This window comes from Streptomyces lydicus, assembly GCF_000717345.1.
Lineage (GTDB): Bacteria > Actinomycetota > Actinomycetes > Streptomycetales > Streptomycetaceae > Streptomyces > Streptomyces lydicus.
Genome location: NZ_JNZA01000060.1, coordinates 14,458 through 30,772, shown reverse-complemented (window position 1 = coordinate 30,772; position 16,315 = coordinate 14,458). Strand labels below are relative to the sequence as shown.

Annotated in this window: 16 protein-coding genes and 1 pseudogene; 11 read left to right on the top strand and 6 right to left on the bottom strand. The window is 73.0% G+C overall.

Annotated features, from left to right (window positions below; translation table 11 throughout):
- Window positions 1-467: 467 nt before the first annotated feature.
- On the bottom strand, window positions 468-1,463 hold the full coding sequence (locus tag OO62_RS34645) for a hypothetical protein (RefSeq protein WP_033271687.1): 996 nt from the start codon (window positions 1,461-1,463) through the stop codon (window positions 468-470).
- 392 nt (window positions 1,464-1,855) lie between these two features.
- Here OO62_RS34645 and purN point away from each other — a divergent pair, with 392 nt between their 5' ends.
- Window positions 1,856-2,491: a phosphoribosylglycinamide formyltransferase gene (purN, locus tag OO62_RS34640; RefSeq protein WP_033271686.1), complete on the top strand. Its 636-nt coding sequence runs from the start codon at window positions 1,856-1,858 to the stop codon at window positions 2,489-2,491.
- Window positions 2,488-4,053, top strand: a complete 1,566-nt coding sequence (gene purH / locus OO62_RS34635; RefSeq protein ID WP_033271685.1) for a bifunctional phosphoribosylaminoimidazolecarboxamide formyltransferase/IMP cyclohydrolase — start codon at window positions 2,488-2,490, stop codon at window positions 4,051-4,053. Before purN ends, purH begins: the two co-directional genes overlap by 4 nt.
- Before the next feature lie 78 nt (window positions 4,054-4,131).
- Here the strand turns inward: purH and OO62_RS34630 are convergent, their stop codons facing one another.
- Both OO62_RS34630 and OO62_RS34625 read right to left on the bottom strand, forming a co-directional pair.
- On the bottom strand, window positions 4,132-4,713 hold the full coding sequence (locus OO62_RS34630) for a hypothetical protein (RefSeq protein WP_033271684.1): 582 nt from the start codon (window positions 4,711-4,713) through the stop codon (window positions 4,132-4,134).
- Window positions 4,714-4,825: 112 nt separating this feature from the next.
- A complete protein-coding gene (locus OO62_RS34625) occupies window positions 4,826-5,575 on the bottom strand; it encodes an RDD family protein (protein WP_033271683.1) in 750 nt (249 codons plus the stop codon).
- Between the two features lie 287 nt (window positions 5,576-5,862).
- On the opposite strand from OO62_RS34625, the gene OO62_RS34620 reads away from it, so the two are divergent.
- Together OO62_RS34620 and OO62_RS34615 are read left to right on the top strand one after the other, a co-directional pair.
- Entirely contained in the window at window positions 5,863-6,717 is an 855-nt protein-coding gene (locus tag OO62_RS34620) for a bifunctional methylenetetrahydrofolate dehydrogenase/methenyltetrahydrofolate cyclohydrolase (RefSeq protein WP_033271682.1), read from the top strand.
- A gap of 92 nt (window positions 6,718-6,809) precedes the next feature.
- Window positions 6,810-7,238 carry a DUF3017 domain-containing protein gene (locus OO62_RS34615; protein ID WP_033271681.1) on the top strand — a complete coding sequence of 143 codons (429 nt, stop codon included), beginning with the start codon at window positions 6,810-6,812 and terminating at the stop codon, window positions 7,236-7,238.
- A gap of 75 nt (window positions 7,239-7,313) precedes the next feature.
- Here OO62_RS34615 and OO62_RS39300 read toward each other — a convergent pair whose 3' ends face one another.
- Complete coding sequence (locus tag OO62_RS39300; protein WP_033271680.1) at window positions 7,314-7,739, bottom strand: peptidase inhibitor family I36 protein; 426 nt, start codon at window positions 7,737-7,739, stop codon at window positions 7,314-7,316.
- Window positions 7,740-8,058: 319 nt separating this feature from the next.
- Between OO62_RS39300 and OO62_RS34605 the strand changes: the two genes are divergently transcribed.
- The 5 genes and pseudogenes from OO62_RS34605 to OO62_RS34590 all read left to right on the top strand — a co-directional run bounded on the left by OO62_RS34605 (window position 8,059) and on the right by OO62_RS34590 (window position 12,659).
- A complete protein-coding gene (locus OO62_RS34605) occupies window positions 8,059-8,883 on the top strand; it encodes a peptidoglycan-binding protein (protein ID WP_033271679.1) in 825 nt (274 codons plus the stop codon).
- 56 nt (window positions 8,884-8,939) lie between these two features.
- Window positions 8,940-9,032 (top strand): annotated as a pseudogene (locus OO62_RS41150) (helix-turn-helix domain-containing protein); the annotation flags it as partial.
- Between the two features lie 392 nt (window positions 9,033-9,424).
- Window positions 9,425-9,730, top strand: a complete 306-nt coding sequence (locus OO62_RS41145) for a DUF2690 domain-containing protein (RefSeq protein WP_051733855.1) — start codon at window positions 9,425-9,427, stop codon at window positions 9,728-9,730.
- A gap of 325 nt (window positions 9,731-10,055) precedes the next feature.
- Entirely contained in the window at window positions 10,056-11,264 is a 1,209-nt protein-coding gene (locus OO62_RS34595; RefSeq protein WP_051733854.1) for a helix-turn-helix domain-containing protein, read from the top strand.
- Between the two features lie 405 nt (window positions 11,265-11,669).
- Window positions 11,670-12,659 (top strand): malate dehydrogenase, encoded by a 990-nt coding sequence (locus OO62_RS34590; protein WP_033271678.1) that lies wholly within the window; start codon window positions 11,670-11,672, stop codon window positions 12,657-12,659.
- Window positions 12,660-12,745: 86 nt separating this feature from the next.
- Here OO62_RS34590 and OO62_RS34585 read toward each other — a convergent pair whose 3' ends face one another.
- Complete coding sequence (locus tag OO62_RS34585; protein WP_033271677.1) at window positions 12,746-12,955, bottom strand: DUF5988 family protein; 210 nt, start codon at window positions 12,953-12,955, stop codon at window positions 12,746-12,748.
- Between the two features lie 100 nt (window positions 12,956-13,055).
- On the opposite strand from OO62_RS34585, the gene OO62_RS34580 reads away from it, so the two are divergent.
- Window positions 13,056-13,643 carry a carboxymuconolactone decarboxylase family protein gene (locus OO62_RS34580; RefSeq protein WP_033271676.1) on the top strand — a complete coding sequence of 196 codons (588 nt, stop codon included), beginning with the start codon at window positions 13,056-13,058 and terminating at the stop codon, window positions 13,641-13,643.
- Window positions 13,644-13,701: 58 nt separating this feature from the next.
- On the opposite strand, the gene OO62_RS34575 is transcribed toward OO62_RS34580, so the two are convergent.
- Window positions 13,702-14,505: a hypothetical protein gene (locus tag OO62_RS34575; RefSeq protein ID WP_033271675.1), complete on the bottom strand. Its 804-nt coding sequence runs from the start codon at window positions 14,503-14,505 to the stop codon at window positions 13,702-13,704.
- A 264-nt stretch (window positions 14,506-14,769) separates the two neighbouring features.
- On the opposite strand from OO62_RS34575, the gene OO62_RS34570 reads away from it, so the two are divergent.
- On the top strand, window positions 14,770-16,278 hold the full coding sequence (locus tag OO62_RS34570; RefSeq protein WP_033271674.1) for an aldehyde dehydrogenase family protein: 1,509 nt from the start codon (window positions 14,770-14,772) through the stop codon (window positions 16,276-16,278).
- Window positions 16,279-16,315: the final 37 nt, after the last annotated feature.

Sequence of the window (16,315 nt, the reverse complement as noted above, 5' to 3'; positions counted from 1 at the left end):
GGGCGGGGGTGGGCGGGGTCGGCGGTTCAGCGGGGGAGCAGCCCGACGGCTGCTCCGCGGACGCCGACAGCGCCAGAGGCGCTGGCGTCACTACCTCCGCCGCTACCTCCGCCGGTGCCTGTGCCGCTACCTCCGCCGCTACGTCCGCCGGCGCCTCCACCGGGGTCTCTGTCGCTTCCCCGGCTGTTACCTCCGCCGGGGCTTCCTCCGTTACCTCCACCGGGGCTTCCGCTGGTACCTCCGCTGAGGCTTCCTCCGTTACCTCCGCCGGTGCCTTCGCCTCGCCTCCGCGTCCTCTTCCTTTTACGGCAACGAATACGGAGAGTAACTAGTTCCTGCGGAGAGTGGTTGATGGCTACGGAGGGTGATGGAGGGGTGGTCGCGGCGGTGCGGCGGGTTCACGTCGGGCTGCTGGGTGCGGCCTTCCCCTGGGGCTTCCTCCCCGGTCTCCCCGGTGACTCCTCCCGCTACTCCTGGACGCTCAGCAGGGGGCGGAGTTCCTTGGGGAGGAGGTTTTCGCAGGACTTGCTGGAGGACTGGGTGAGGGCGTCGTTCACGCAGGTGAAGTAGTCGCGGTAGACCAGCTGCACGGTGAAGGTGGCGGCCACCATCATCAGCGCCAGGGAGGCGGTCACCAGGCCGGCGATCGCCGCGGTGACCTGGGGGCGGGTGGTGCCGGGGGCCGGTGCCGGCGGGCCCGTGGGGGCCGTGGGGCCCGTGGAGGTGGTGCCGGGGGCCGGGGCCGGGCGGCTGTCCGTGGCGCCGGGGGCCGGGTGGTTGTCCGGGGTGCCGGGGGTTGGGCGGCCCTCCATTGCGGCGGTGGTGGCGGCGGCCGTCGCCTTGGCGGGGTCCGGCTTGGCGCGCAGGGAGCTGATGCCCCAGTAGATCGCCAGTGCGCCCAGCAGCAGGGAGACCTCGGGGAGGCTGAAGAGTACGAAGAAGAAGGCCCACATGCCGGCGAGCAGCGCGTAGCGCGCGCGGCGCTGCGACGGGTCGGTGGGGTCCCAGCGCAGATTGCCGGGGCCGCCGGGGCCGCCGTTGGGCTGGCCGTTGCGGCCGCCGGGCCGGGTGCCGAAGCCGCCGCTCTGCCGGCCGGGCTGCCGGGGGCTCCACTGGCTGCCCCAGTTCCGCGTCGGCTCGTCCTGCGGCGACTGCCCCTGGCCACCCTGGCCGCCCTGACCCTGGTCGTGTCCCTGGCCCTGGCCCTGTGCGGGGTCCTGGTCGTGGGTGTGCGGGGCCGGGTGGCGTGGCTGCCATTCCTGGTCGGGGGTGCCGGCGGGCGGTGGGGCGAAGGGGTTGTCCCGGTCGGAGCCCGCGGAAGCCGGGGAGGACGACTTCGAGGAGGACGACTTGCGCTCGCGCGGCAGCAGCACCGCCCCGGGGGAGGTGGTGGGCCGGGGGTACCACCCAGCGGTAGCTGGGGGAGGGAGCAGGAGGGCCGCGCGGCGGCGTCGGTCCGTCATCTGAGGTGTGTCTTCCCCTTGTCTCGTCCGTACGCGGGCCTCGTGGCCGGCGCCCGGTTACCACGAACTGCATGCAGTCTTACGCCCGACGCTACCTCCCGTCCCTGTACCCGTCCCGCGGGGGCCGCTCGGTGTGCCGGTATCGTTGCTGACGGTCGGCGCCTTCGTAGGGTTCCCCGGATTTTCGGTACCCGCGGCCTTGTACGACCACACAATGCATGTGCACCACCCTGGACATGCGACCAGACAAGGCATGTGGGCTCGGGTGAGCTCACCGCACGTCACCGCACGCGAGATCGAGAAAGAGCCCCGCCGTGGCTTCGTCCCCAGCCTCCGCCTCAGCCCCCGATTCGGCTCCCGCCTCAGCCCCGGCGCCGGCCCCCTTCCACGCCGTGCCGCCCGCCGACCCCGGCCGGCCCGCCCGCGTCGTCGTGCTCGTCTCCGGTTCCGGGACGAATCTGCAGGCGCTGCTGGACGCGATCGCCGGGCAGGGGGCGGAGGCGTACGGCGCGGAGATCGTGGCCGTCGGCGCCGACCGCGACGGCATCGTGGGCCTGGAGCGCGCCGAGCGGGCGGGCCTGCCGACGTTCGTGTGCCGGGTCAAGGACCACGCGAGCCGCGCGGACTGGGACCGGGCGCTCACCGCGGCGACCGCGTCGTACGAGCCCGACCTGGTGGTGTCGGCCGGTTTCATGAAGATCCTGGGCAAGGAGTTCCTGGCCCGCTTCGGTGACCGGATCGTCAACACCCATCCGGCGCTGCTGCCGAGTTTTCCCGGTGCCCACGGCGTGCGTGACGCGCTCGCGTACGGCGCGAAGGTCACCGGATGCACCGTCCACTTCGTCGACGACGGTGTCGACACCGGCCCGATCATCGCGCAGAGCGTGGTCGAGGTCCGGGACGAGGACGACGAATCCGCGCTGCATGAGCGCATCAAGGAAGTCGAGCGATCGCTGCTCGTCGAGGTCGTGGGGCGTCTGGCCCGGCACGGCTACCGCATTGAGGGACGAAAGGTACGTATCTCGTGACCGTCACCGAAGGTACGCAGCGGCCCATCCGCCGCGCGCTGGTCAGCGTCTACGACAAGTCGGGTCTGGAGGAGCTGGCGCAGGGGCTGCACGCGGCGGGCGTCCAGCTCGTGTCGACCGGTTCGACGGCGGCGAAGATCGCCGCGGCCGGGGTGCCGGTCACCAAGGTCGAGGAGCTGACGGGCTTCCCCGAGTGCCTCGACGGCCGGGTCAAGACGCTGCACCCGAAGGTGCACGCCGGGATCCTGGCCGACCTGCGCCTGGAGGACCACCGCCGGCAGCTGGCCGATCTGGGCGTCGAGCCGTTCGACCTGGTGATCGTGAATCTGTATCCCTTCCGGGAGACGGTCGCCTCCGGCGCCACCCCCGACGAGTGCGTGGAGCAGATCGACATCGGCGGGCCCTCGATGGTCCGCGGGGCCGCCAAGAACCACCCGTCCGTCGCGGTCGTCGTCAACCCGGCCCGTTACGGGGACGTCCTGAAGGCGGTGTCCGACGGCGGTTTCGCCCTCGCCGAGCGCAAGCGGCTGGCGGCGGAGGCGTTCCAGCACACGGCGGCGTACGACGTGGCGGTGGCGTCGTGGTTCGCGGATGACTACGCGGCGGTCGACGAGTCCGGCTTCCCCGACTTCCTGGGTGCCACCTACACCCGCAAGAACGTGCTGCGGTACGGCGAGAACCCGCACCAGGGCGCCGCGCTCTACGTCAGCGGTGAGGGCGGTCTCGCGGAGGCCGAGCAGCTGCACGGCAAGGAGATGTCGTACAACAACTACACGGACACCGACGCCGCGCGCCGGGCCGCGTACGACCACGACGAGCCGTGCGTGGCGATCATCAAGCACGCCAACCCCTGCGGGATCGCGATCGGCGCCGAGGTCGCCGAGGCGCACCGCAAGGCGCACGCCTGTGACTCGCTCTCCGCGTTCGGCGGGGTGATCGCCGTCAACCGTCCCGTTTCGGTGGCGATGGCGGAGCAGGTCGCCGAGATCTTCACCGAGGTCATCGTGGCGCCCGGTTACGAGGACGGTGCGGTCGAGGTCCTGTCGCGGAAGAAGAACATCCGGGTGCTGCGCTGTCCCGACGCGCCGTCGAACCCGGTCGAGGTCAAGGCGGTTGACGGCGGCGCGCTGCTGCAGGAGACCGACCGGCTGCAGGCGGCGGGCGACGACCCGGCCAACTGGACGCTGGCGACGGGCGCGGCGCTGCCCGCCGGGGAGCTGGCGGAGCTGGCCTTCGCCTGGCGGGCCTGCCGCGCGGTGAAGTCCAACGCGATCCTGCTGGCCAAGGACGGTGCCACGGTCGGTGTCGGCATGGGCCAGGTCAACCGGGTGGACTCGGCGAAGCTGGCGGTGCAGCGTGCCGGTGAGGACCGGGCGCGCGGCTCGTACGCGGCGTCGGACGCGTTCTTCCCGTTCCCGGACGGTTTCGAGGTGCTGGCGGAGGCCGGCGTCAAGGCCGTGGTGCAGCCCGGTGGTTCGGTCCGTGACGAGCTGGTGGTCGAGGCGGCGGAGAAGGCCGGCGTGACGATGTACTTCACCGGGACCCGGCACTTCTTCCACTGAGCCGGCAGGTACAGCGACGCGAAGGGCCGCATCCCCGCCCGGGGATGCGGCCCTTCGTGGTGTGCGGGCGCGCGCGGGTCAGTAACGCGGCCGGCTGAACCAGGCGTTGCCGTCGTCCTTGGAGACGAAGACCAGCACCAGGATCCCGAGGATGGTGTGGACCAGGCCGAGCGGGAAGCTGAACAGGCTCAGCATGGTGGTGGTGACACCGAAGATGATGGTGCCGACGCGGACGCCGCCGCCGCCGTTGGCGAACTGCGCGGCCAGCGTGATGGCGGCCGCGGTGAAGATGACGATGACCACGATCGCCGCGATCAGCAGGCCCTTGCCGATGTTCATCGCCACGAGGTCTTCGGAGTCGGCGTACGGGGAGGTGTCGTGCGAGGCCCTGCTGACGCCGCCCAGGCCCACGACGGCGAGGACCAGGCCGATGAGGTTGAGACCGGCGAGGACGTACAGCATGATGCGGGCGGCCTTGACCCCGCCCGGCATCACCATCGGGTACTGCGGCTGCATGCCGGGCATCGGGCCGCCGCCCGGGTACGGGCCGTACGGCGACGGCTGCGGGGGCTGCGGCGGGACGCCCTGCTGGGGGTAGCCGTAGCCGGGCTGCTGCCCCGGCGGCGGCCCGTAGGGGTTGTTCTGGTTGGGGTAACTCACGAGCGGTGTCCTTCAAGCGAGTTGGACGGAGCCGCGAAGGCCCCGATCGCGCAGGTGCGAGGGGGCCTTCGGGGAGTGGTGCACGGCGGGCCGGGGGGTTGCCCCGGTCAGCTCACTGGGACTTGACGACCACCGTGCCGACGATCTTGTCGGCGAACGTCTGCGACTTCTCGTCCCACAGCGGCCACAGGTAGCCGAGGCAGCAGAACCCGTCGAGGATGTGGCACAGCTTGCGCACGAAGGCCATGCCGAAGCCGATCGGCTGGCCGGTGGTCTCCTTGACCAGGCGGATGTTCATCGCCTTCTTGCCGGGCGTCTGGCCGGTGCTGCCCTCCTTGACGAGGACGAAGATGCCGGCGGCGAGGCCGATCAGCGCGGCGATGGCGACCATCACGAAGGCGCCGGCCGGCGTGCTGGTCTCGCTGGCCTTGTTGTAGGCGTCGCTGATGCACTGCACGTCACCGGGCGGGCAGGACGAGGTGTCCGGGATGGACGAGGCGGCCGAACTGGCCGTCATGGCCATGCCGACGATGTACAGGATGGTGGGGATCAGGCCCACGATCAGGTAGTCGATGAGGTACGCGCCGACGCGCGCGCCCCAGCTCGCGTAGCCCTGCGGCATGCCCATGCCCGGCATGCCGGGCTGGCCGTAGGCCGCCTGCTGCGGGTAGCCGTAACCGGGCTGGCCGCCCTGCGGCGGGACGCCCTGCTGGGGGTAGCCGTACGGCTGCTGGGGGGCCTGCGGGGCCTGCTGGGGGTAGCCGTAGCCGGGCTGGCCGCCCTGCGGCGGGACGGGCGGCTGCTGGCCGTACGGCGCCTGCGGCTGCTGGCCGTACGGGTTGTTCGGGTCACCGAAGCTCATCTGCTGTTTTCCTCCGTTGGGTCAGTGGGGGACACGCGGCGTGACGCGGAGGAAAAACAGGTTTCACTGGCCACCCCCCCGACGAAGCCTGCGGCACTGCGTGTCAATCCTTCTAGTTGCGCATTCACTCTGTCCAGTCAAGGCCCTCAGCTGTTGTGCAAGTGCAATGATCAATTCCGGCCATCGGCGGCCCGTGCGGCCGGCCGGGAACCCCGCGGATGCCCCGCGCCGCACGCCTCGCGCGCCCTGATTGGTACGCGGCCGCCCTCGTCCGGGAAGATGGAGCCATGACTGCCCAGATTCTGGATGGCAAGGCCACCGCAGCCGCTATCAAGTCCGAGCTCACCGCCCGCGTCGAGGCGCTGAAGGCCAAGGGCGTGCAGCCTGGCCTCGGCACCCTCCTGGTCGGCGACGACCCGGGCAGCCGCTGGTACGTCAACGGCAAGCACCGCGACTGCGCGCAGGTCGGCATCGCCTCGATCCAGCGCGAACTGCCGGAGACCGCCACCCAGGAGGAGATCGAGGCGGTCGTACGGGAGCTCAACGAGGACCCGGCCTGCACGGGCTACATCGTCCAACTCCCGCTCCCCAAGGGCATCGACGCCAACCGCGTGCTGGAGCTGATGGATCCGGCCAAGGACGCGGACGGGCTGCACCCGATGAGCCTGGGCCGGCTGGTGCTGGGCATCGAGGGCCCGCTGCCGTGCACCCCGTACGGCATCGTGCAGCTGCTGCGCCGTCATGACGTCGAGATCAAGGGCGCGCACGTGGTGGTCGTCGGCCGCGGCATCACCATCGGCCGTCCGATGCCGCTGGTGCTGACCCGCAAGTCGGAGAACGCCACGGTGACCCAGTGCCACACCGGCACCCGCGATCTGTCCGCGCACCTCAAGCAGGCCGACATCATCGTCGCGGCGGCGGGTGTGCCGCACATCATCAAGCCGGAGGACGTCAAGCCGGGCGCGGCCGTCCTGGACGTCGGCGTCAGCCGCGACGAGGCGGGCAAGATCGTCGGCGATGTGCACCCGGGCGTCGCCGAGGTGGCCGGCTGGGTCGCCCCCAACCCGGGCGGTGTCGGCCCGATGACCCGCGCCCAGCTGCTGGTCAACGTCGTCGAGGCGGCCGAGCGCGCGGCGGGCTGACCGCCCGCGGACTCTGCGACCCTGGTACCGGGGATGACGGTGTTCCCGGAAGACACAGACAGACGGACCGGACACGGAAGGGACTGCCAGCCATGGCTGCCGAAGCGCATTCGGACGGAGCGTCCGAGCCGCAGCGCTCCTCGCGCCGCTTTCCGACCCTGACCCGCGACACGGCCCGCCCGGAGGGCGGCGGCCGGGCCGCGTCGGGCGGCTTCCCGGCGCCGGCCCGGCAGTGGCCGCTGCTGACGGTCATGGGCGGGGTCGCGGTCGGGCTGCTGCTCGTCGCGCTGGACGCGTTCCGGATCGGCGCGCTCGTGATCGGGCTCGCACTGCTGGCGGGCGCGGTGCTGCGCCGGGTGCTGCCGGCGGTGGGGATGCTGGCGGTGCGCTCCCGCTTCACGGACATGCTGACGTACGGGGTGCTCGGCTTCGTCATCGTGATGCTGGCCCTGATGGTGCAGCCGAAGCCGTGGATCCACATCCCGTTCCTCGACGACATCGTGCACTTCACCGTGCGCTGAGGCGCGACGGCACCGGACGGCGGCCCGCCCCCTCCCCCGTGGGAGGGCGGGCCGCCGCCGTCGTGTGTGGGGCGCTCAGCACCACTTGTCCGAGTAGATGGTCATGATGTTGCCGCCGATGTACGCCCAGCCGGTGCCGCGGTTCAGCTTCGCGTGGCCGCCGCGGTAGTTGGGCCGCTCGTAGACCGTCACGTTGCAGCGGGTGCCGTTGTTGAACGCCGACCACGGGTGGTTGAAGGCACCGCCGTAGCGCCGCAGGTCGCGGTTGTTGCCGGCGACCTTCTTCGGCGTGCCCTTGTAGTTGGGCTTGGGGTAGACGCACAGGTAGCCGCGGGGACAGTTGCCCGGGGCGCGCTGGAGGGTGACGGAGCCCTGCTGGGTGTGGGCGGGGGCGGGCGCGGCGAAGGCGCCGGCGGCCGGGGCGAGGGCCAGGCCGCCGGAGACGGCCGCGGCGGCCGCGGTGAGGGCGAGGCGCTGACGGACGTTCCTGCGGATGTTCATGGTGTGGGTTCCTCCCCGTTGTGTGGCGGCGGCGCGGGGTGGACCGCGCCGCCGGTGGTGCGGCACCGACTCTGCGCCGCCGCGCCGGCGGCCTGCCACCGCACGCCGGCCGGTGGGGACCTCGTGGGACGTCCCACGGGCCGGCCTGCGGGGACGTGGGCCCCGCGGACGCCGCGCTGGGACGGGGAGTGTTCGGTACGGATGTCCGGAAACGGTGCGGAAACCGTAAAAGCGGGAACCGGAGGCCGCGTCCGCGTCATCATCGGCTTGCACAGGGGGCTCGTGCCTCGGGGGAGAACGAACGCGTACGGGGTGGAACATGTCGCGTTGGAAAGGGCTGCCCGAATCGCTCGACCAGCGGGTGCGGCAGCTCGTCGTGCAACTCCGCAGACTCAAGGACCACAGCGGGCTGAGCCTGGTCTCGCTCGCGGCCAGGACGTCGTACAGCAAGTCGTCGTGGGAGCGCTATCTCAACGGCAAGAAGCTGCCGCCGCGCGACGCGGTGGCGGCGCTGGCGCGGGTCTGCGACGCCGATCCGACCCGGCTGCTGGCGCTGCACGAGGTCGCGGCGCAGGCGTGGGGCGCGGCGGCGGCTCCGGAGGCGGGACGGGCGGCTGACCCGGCTGATCCGCCGGACCCCGGTGGCGGGCCGGACGCGACGGGGGCCGGGGAGGGGGCTCCGCGGCCGGCCGGGGGTCCCCGGGTGCGGACCGGGTCGCTGGTCGTGCTGGCGGCGCTGGGCGTGGTCGTCGTGGCCGCCGTCGCGCTGCTGATCGTCCGGCCCTGGCAGCAGGACGCCGCCGGGCGCGGTACGGCCGGCACCGCGGCCGGCCGGACCGCCGGCGCCGTACCGGCCTTCACCCACCGGGTCGGTGAGACCTTCGACTGTCGCCTCACGCGCGGGCCGGGCGGCCTGTCCGCCGGGCGGAGCCGGACCACGACCGCGATCCTGGGCAGCGGCGCCACCGGCTGGGACGTCGTCGAGGCGCAGTGCCTGCTGCACCACCACGGCTACGACCCGGGCCCGGTGGACGGCATCGTCGGCGAGAACACCCAGCGCGCCGTCAAGCGCCTCCAGGCCGGGGCCGGGCTGCCGACGGACGGGATCGTGGGCCCCGACACCTGGCAGGTGCTGCGCCGGTGAGCGGGCACCGCGGCGAGCTGTGCGAGGGCGTGGCGGCGTCCCGACTGGCCGCTGGTATGCGGGAGTTACGGGGGCGTACGGGGCTGAGCCTGGCCGCGCTGTCCGCGCGCACGCCCTACAGCAAGTCCTCGTGGGAGCGCTATCTCAACGGCAAGAAGCTGCCACCCCGGGGCGCGGTCGAGGCGCTGTGCCGGCTGGCGGGCGAGCCGGCCGGGCGGCTGCTGGCGCTGTGGGAGCTGGCGGACGCGGCCTGGAGCCGACGGGCCGCGCCCTCCGTACGTGCCGAGCCGGCCGCGCCACCCGGGCCTGCCCTGCCGCGCGAGCCCTCCGGGCCGGCCGGGCCCCCGGCGCGGCCGCCGCTCTCCCGGGCGGTGGCCGCGGTGGCGGCCGGGGCCTGCGTGGGCGTCCTGGCGGTCGGCGCGGCGCTGGCCTTCTGGGCGGGGGAGGGGCGGGGGAGCGGCCCGGCGCAGCGCGCGGTGCGTCCTCGTCGGCGGTCACCGGCTGCCGCGGGAGGGCGTGCGACGGCAAGGATCCGCAGTCGATGTTCTGTGGCGGTGCGGGCCTGGTGGACACGCCCCTGGAGCGGACCGCCACCCGGGGGCAGCATGTTCAGGTCCGCTACGGCAGGGTCTGCGGCGCGGCCTGGGGGCGGCTGCGCAACGGCCGGGTCGGCGACCGCATCGAGGTGTGGGTGCCGGGGTCGGCGCCGCGGTCGGTGCGGGTGCGGGACCGGTTCGACGCCGAGGGGTATCTCGTCACGCCGATGGCGGCGGCCCGCGGCCCGCGGGGCATCCGGCTGTGCCTCTATCCGGCGGGCGGCGCCGCGAAGGAGTGCTTCCCGGGCTGACCCGGCGCGCCGTCCGGGCCGAGCAGGCGTGTTCCCGGGCCGGCCCGGTGTGCTTGCCGGGTCGGCCCGGACGGCACACGTCCGGTGCCATCTTGGCCGGTTCTTGTCGGCATCCGTAGGAAAGTCGTAGGAACTCGGGCAGAAATGCCACACTGCTGGGAGCTCCAGGGCGCGTACGGGTGTGCGACATATGCCCCGACTGCTCCCGTGCGCTCAGGAAAGGGGAAGTGCGTCCTGGCCGGGGGCATCCCTGTGGGTAGGCAATGGAGGCCGGCGGACCGGGGGAGTCGCGTCGTCGCGCGTACACGGTGGATTGGGGGAGGCCATGCCTCGCTGGAAGCCGCTGCCGGAGGAACTGGACCCGCAGGTGCGGGAGTTCGCGGCCCGGCTGCGCAGACTCGTGGACCGCAGCGGGCTGAGCGTGTCCGCCCTCGCGGACCGTACGGGCTTCAGCAAGACGTCGTGGGAGCGCTACCTCAACGGGCGGCTGCTGCCGCCGCGACGTGCGGTGCTGGCGCTCGCCGAGGCGACCGGCACGCATGCCGGGCACCTCACCACCCTGTGGGAGCTGGCCGAACGCGCCTGGAGCCGGGCGGAGATGCGGCAGGACGTCACGATGGAGGCGATACGGGTCGCCCAGGCGCGGGCCGCCCTGGGCGAGTTCGAGACACCGTCAGGGCAGGAGCGGTCCTCGGCGCACACGACGGGAGCGGTGCCTTCCGGGACCGCCGGCGCCTCGGCCGGGCACGGCAACTCCGGTGCGTCGGCGAGCCCGAACGGGCCGGCCGGCACGTCGGCGCGGGGCGTCGAGGTCGCGGCGCAGCGGGAGACGGCTGCGGCGCCGTGGGCCGCTTCGGTGCCGCTGCAGCGCGGTGCGCGGGAGCCCGCGCCCGGCGATTTCCCCGGCAGGGAGGGGGAGGTGACACGAGCCGCCCCCGCTGGCGCCCCGGCGGCGGAACCCGGCGCGGACGGTGCGGACGGTGCGGACGACGGGGATCGTGCGGACCGGCGGGCCCGCGGGCGCCGGGCGGTCGCGTGGGCGGCCGGCGCGGTCGGCGCGCTGCTGGTGGCCGTCGCCGCCGTGCTCCTGCTGCATCCGGATGCCGCCGAGGGCAGCAGGACGGCGGCCGCGCCACCCGCGCCGCCGGCCTCCTCCGGCGCGCGGCCGGTGCTGCCGGCCGGGGTGCGGTGCAGCGGTGCCGACTGCGCGGGCAAGGACCCGGAGGCGATGGGCTGCGGCGGGACGCGGGCCACCAGCGCGTCCCGCGGTACGGCGGGCGGCGCGTTGATAGAGGTCCGCTACAGCACGGTCTGCCGGGCGGCCTGGGCGCGGATCAGCGGTGCGGCGCCGGGTGACCGGGCGACGGTCAGCGCGGACGGGCGGCGCGTCACGGCGCGGGTCCGGCGGGACGGCGCGGCGTACACCGCGATGGTGCAGGTGACGGGCGACCCGGCGAAGGTCTCGGCGTGCGGGACGACCGCCGCGGGCGCGAACGTCTGCGCCCGCCCGGTCACCGCGCGGGCCGCCCGCTGACCGGGGCCGCCCGCTGACCGGGGCCGGTCGAGGCGGCTCACCGGCCCGTCCCTGGCCGGTAATCGCCGTTCGCGGACGTGCCCGGAAAAGACGGGGGCATGCCCCGCGGTATCCCGGGCAGGCGCTCCTCCGTACCCCCCCACGGGTGTGGCACCACCCGGCGGCCGCGCGCTTCCCCCCTCCCTGAGCGGGCGGCCGCCCCACCACCCACGGGGCCCGGGTGCGTCCGACGCACCCGGTGAGGTGTTCCACACCGGCCCGTCACTTCCTGCGGGTAGGGGTCCGATAGCCTGACGGCCGAGTCTCTCGATACCAAGAGACCTCGATAACTGGGCAGGGACACCCACCGCCACCCATGGTGGTCCAGGGGCTTGCCCCCGGAAAAACACCGCGCAGGAGATCGCCATGACCCGCACTCCCGTCAATGTCACCGTCACCGGCGCCGCCGGCCAGATCGGTTACGCACTCCTCTTCCGCATCGCTTCCGGTCATCTGCTCGGCGCGGACGTGCCGGTCAAGCTGCGCCTCCTGGAGATCCCGCAGGGTCTGAAGGCCGCCGAGGGCACCGCGATGGAGCTGGAGGACTGCGCCTTCCCGCTGCTCCAGGGCATCGACATCTCGGACGACCCGAACGTGGCCTTCGACGGCGCGAACGTCGCCCTGCTCGTCGGCGCCCGCCCCCGCACCAAGGGCATGGAGCGCGGCGACCTCCTGGAGGCCAACGGCGGCATCTTCAAGCCGCAGGGCAAGGCCATCAACGACCACGCCGCGGACGACATCAAGGTCCTGGTCGTCGGCAACCCCGCCAACACCAACGCGCTGATCGCGCAGGCCGCCGCGCCGGACGTACCGCGCGAGCGCTTCACCGCGATGACCCGCCTGGACCACAACCGCGCCATCTCGCAGCTCGCGACGAAGACCGGCGCGCCGGTCTCCGAGATCAAGAAGCTGACGATCTGGGGCAACCACTCCGCGACCCAGTACCCCGACATCTTCCACGCCACGGTCGCCGGCAAGAACGCCGCCGAGATCGTCAACGACGAGAAGTGGCTGGCCGAGAACTTCATCCCGACCGTCGCCAAGCGCGGCGCGGCGATCATCGAGGCCCGTGGCGCGTCCTCGGCGGCCTCCGCCGCCAACGCCGCCATCGACCACGTCCACACCTGGGTCAACGGCACCGCCGACGGCGACTGGACCTCGATGGGCATCCCCTCGGACGGCTCCTACGGCGTCCCGGAGGGCCTGATCTCCTCGTTCCCCGTCACCACCAAGGACGGCCGCTACGAGATCGTCCAGGGCCTGGAGATCAACGACTTCTCGCGTGAGCGCATCAACGCGTCCGTCAAGGAGCTGGAGGAGGAGCGCGAGGCGGTTCGCGCCCTCGGCCTCCTCTGAGCCGGCAGTACCGACACACCGAGCCCGCACGGCCGCAACGGCCGTGCGGGCTCGGCCGTTTGCGCGCGGTGACGGTGCGTCGGCCGCTACCCGGGCAGCTCCGTGCGCTCCCACCATTCGTAGACGGGCAGCGGCCCCTCGGGCGTGTGCTGCTGCCGGCTGGTGGCCCGGAAGTGCTCGTAGCCGTTACGGAACGGGATCTTCAGCTCGGACCCGGGTGGATCGACCGGGACGATCCGTTCGGGCAGTTCCTGGGGGCCACCCACGAGCACCGCTTTCGCCGCTGTCTCAGCCATGCCTGCATTGTCGCCCCCGGGATGTCACACCGGCCGGTACCGGTACGTCAATGGAGTGAGGGGCCGGTGGCCGGCCCCGGTGACACAAGGAGGCACCGCCATGGCCCGGATTCCGCTCTCCCCGCCCCGCACCGTCACCCTGCGCCTCGCCGAGTGGTACTCGCGGCGCGCCTACGGCAAGGTCATGCAGCCCGCCCTGGTGCTGGGGCACCACCCGAAGATCCTGCGCGCGTACTTCGCCTTCGAGAGCAGGGTGGCGCGCTGGAAGGCGCTGGACCCGGCGCTGAGGCACCTGGCGGAGCTGGCGTCGGCCGCGGCGATCGGCTGCTCGTGGTGCGTGGACTTCGGCCACTGGCAGGCGGACCGGCTCGGACTGCCGCTCGCGAAGATCAGCAAGGTGCCGGACTGGCGCGCCCACCGGGAGTCCTTCACGGAGCCGGAGCGGCTGGTCATGGAGTACGCGGAGGCGATGACCGCGACGCCGCCGGCGGTCACCGACGAGCTGGCCGCGGACCTGCGCGGGCGGCTCGGCGACCGGGCGTTCGTCGAGCTGACCACCATGGTGGCGGTGGAGAACCTGCGCTCCCGTCTGAACAGCGCGATGGGCCTGCGCAGCCAGGGCTTCTCCGACCACTGCGCCGTGCCACCGGTGACCGCTGCCGGGCCGGGCGCGGCAGCGGACGCCTGACCGGCGGACGGGCCGTCCCTCCGGGGAGCCGCCCCACCCGTCCACGAGGGCGGCCCCGTCAGGCCCGCTGGGTGCCCTGGAGGAGGTCCTCCAGCGCCGAGATGTCGGCGGTGTCGCCGGGGGCGGGGGTGGTGGCGGGGACCGGGGTGCCGTAGTTGCTCAGCAGGATGGTGCCGGTCTGGTGGTCGACCTCGGCGGTGAGCTTGAGGGGGTAGTGCTTGCCGTCGATGGCGACGTAGAGGGTCTGGACGACGCCGTCGGCCTTCTTGACGAGGGGCAGGACACGGGCGCCCTCGTGGACGGTGGGGCGGCCCTTGGTGAGGGCCGGGGTGCGGGACGGCGACGGGGCGCCGGAGGGCGGCTCGTCGGGGGCGGCGGCCGACTTCTGGAAGGCGGTGAGGTCGCACGCCTCGGACAGGCCGTGCAGGAAGTCGTCGCGGGTGGTGCCGTGCAGGAAGGTGTTCCGGTACTTCGCGGCGGCCTCCTCGCCCTTGCTGCCGGGCAGCTGGCTCTTCCAGAAGGCCGCGTCCGGTTTCATCCAGACCTGTGCGCCGTGCTTGATGATCTCGACGCGGCCGTAGGGGCCCTTGCTGATGGCGCCGGTGCAGTTGCCGGCCCGGTCGAGGGTGAGGTCGAGCGCGGTGGGGTCGGCGGAGGTCCGGGTCCGCAGGCGCAGGGAGTGCGCGGCGACGAGTTCGTGCAGGGCGTCGTCGGAGATCTGCTGGGCCGATTTGCCGGCGAGGTCGCCCTCGCCGTCGGAGTCGTCGGCCGCCGCGACACCCGTGCAGGCGGCCCCGGCGAGCAGGGCCGCCCCGCAACTCAGGGCGGCGGTGGCGGTGACGGCGCGGCATCTGCTGGTCATCTCGGCACCTCCGGTCCGGAGGGGGCGTGGAAGGGGGGTGTGGCCTGGGTAGGAGGGGTGACCGGGCGCCCCTGTGGGGGGCCTGAGGGACATACGGCTATTCAGGGTACGTTCTAGGACATTCGTTCGCACATTGAGTGAGTCGGCTCACTTTCCATGAAGGTTTGGGCATAGGTGGGGCGCTTCCGGATAGGGGTTCCCGTTGCTGGTGATGCCAGTGGTTGCACCAGTGGGAACAAATCGGTAAGCGGAAGGCAGAACGACGTGTCGGCAAGCGAGACCATTCACGTAGACGGGGTGTGGCAGTCCGCCGCATCCGGCGCCACGCGGGAGGTCCTCGACCCCGCCGACGCGAGCACGCTCCAGGTGGTGTCCGAGGGCGGCGCCGAGGACGCCGACGCGGCGGTCGCGGCCGCCCGCCGCGCCTTCGACGGCGGCACCGGCGCCTGGCCCCGTACGCCGGTCGCCGAGCGCTCCGCGCTGCTGCGCCGGGTCGCCGACCTGCTCCAGCGCGACCGCGAGGAGATCGCGCTGATCGAGAGCCGGGACACCGGCAAGACGCTGGAGGAGGGCCGGGTCGACGTCGACTGCGTCACCGACGCCTTCCGGTACTTCGCCGACCTGGTGATGAACGAGAGCGGCGGGCGGGTGGTGGACGCCGGGTCGCCCGACATCCACAGCGTCGTCGTGCACGAGCCGGTCGGCGTCTGCGCGCTCATCACGCCGTGGAACTACCCGCTGCTGCAGGCGAGTTGGAAGATCGCGCCGGCCCTCGCGGCCGGCAACACTTTTGTGATCAAGCCCAGCGAGGTCACCCCGCTGTCGACCGTGCACCTGGTCAAGCTACTCGTCGAGGCCGGCCTCCCGGCCGGCGTCGCCAACATCGTCACCGGCGCGGGCCTCCCGGTCGGCCAGCGGCTGGCCGAGCACCCGGACGTCGACCTGTTCTCCTTCACCGGTGGCCTGGTCAGCGGCACGAAGGCGGGCGCGGCGGCGGTCTCCGGCGCCAAGAAGATCGCGCTGGAGCTCGGCGGCAAGAACCCCAATGTGGTCTTCGCCGACGCCTGCGCCACCGACGAGGGCTTCGACACCGCCGTCGACCAGGCGCTGAACGCGGCGTTCATCCACAGCGGGCAGGTCTGCTCGGCCGGCGCCCGGCTGATCATCGAGGAGCCGGTGCGGGACCGCTTCGTCGCCGAACTCGCCCGCCGCGCCGAGAAGATCAAGCTCGGCCGGGGCACCGAGGACGGCGTCGAGTGCGGCCCGCTCGTCTCCCAGCAGCAGCTCGACAAGGTCGAGGCGTACGTCGCCTCCGCGCTCGCCGAGGGTGCCCAGCTGCGCTGCGGCGGCGCCCGGCCCGAGCCGTCCGACGTCCGCCCGGCCACCGGCTACTTCTACGCGCCGACCGTGCTCGACGGCTGCCACCGCGAGATGAAGGTGGTCCGCGAGGAGACCTTCGGGCCGATCCTGACGGTGGAGACCTTCCGCACCGAGGACGAGGCCGTCGCACTCGCCAACGACACCGAGTACGGCCTGGCCGGCGCGGTGTTCTCCGCCGACACCGCCCGCGCCCGCCGCGTCGCGGCGCGGCTGCGGCACGGCACGGTGTGGATCAACGACTACCACCCCTACCTCCCGCAGGCGGAGTGGGGCGGCTTCGGGAAGTCCGGCATCGGCCGGGAACTGGGCCCCACGGGTCTGGACGAATACCGCGAGAGCAAGCACATTTACGAAAACCTCCGGCCGGAGCCGGTGCGCTGGTTCGCGGGCTGACCCGGGGCCGGCGCCGCCTCCCCCTCGGCGCCGGCCC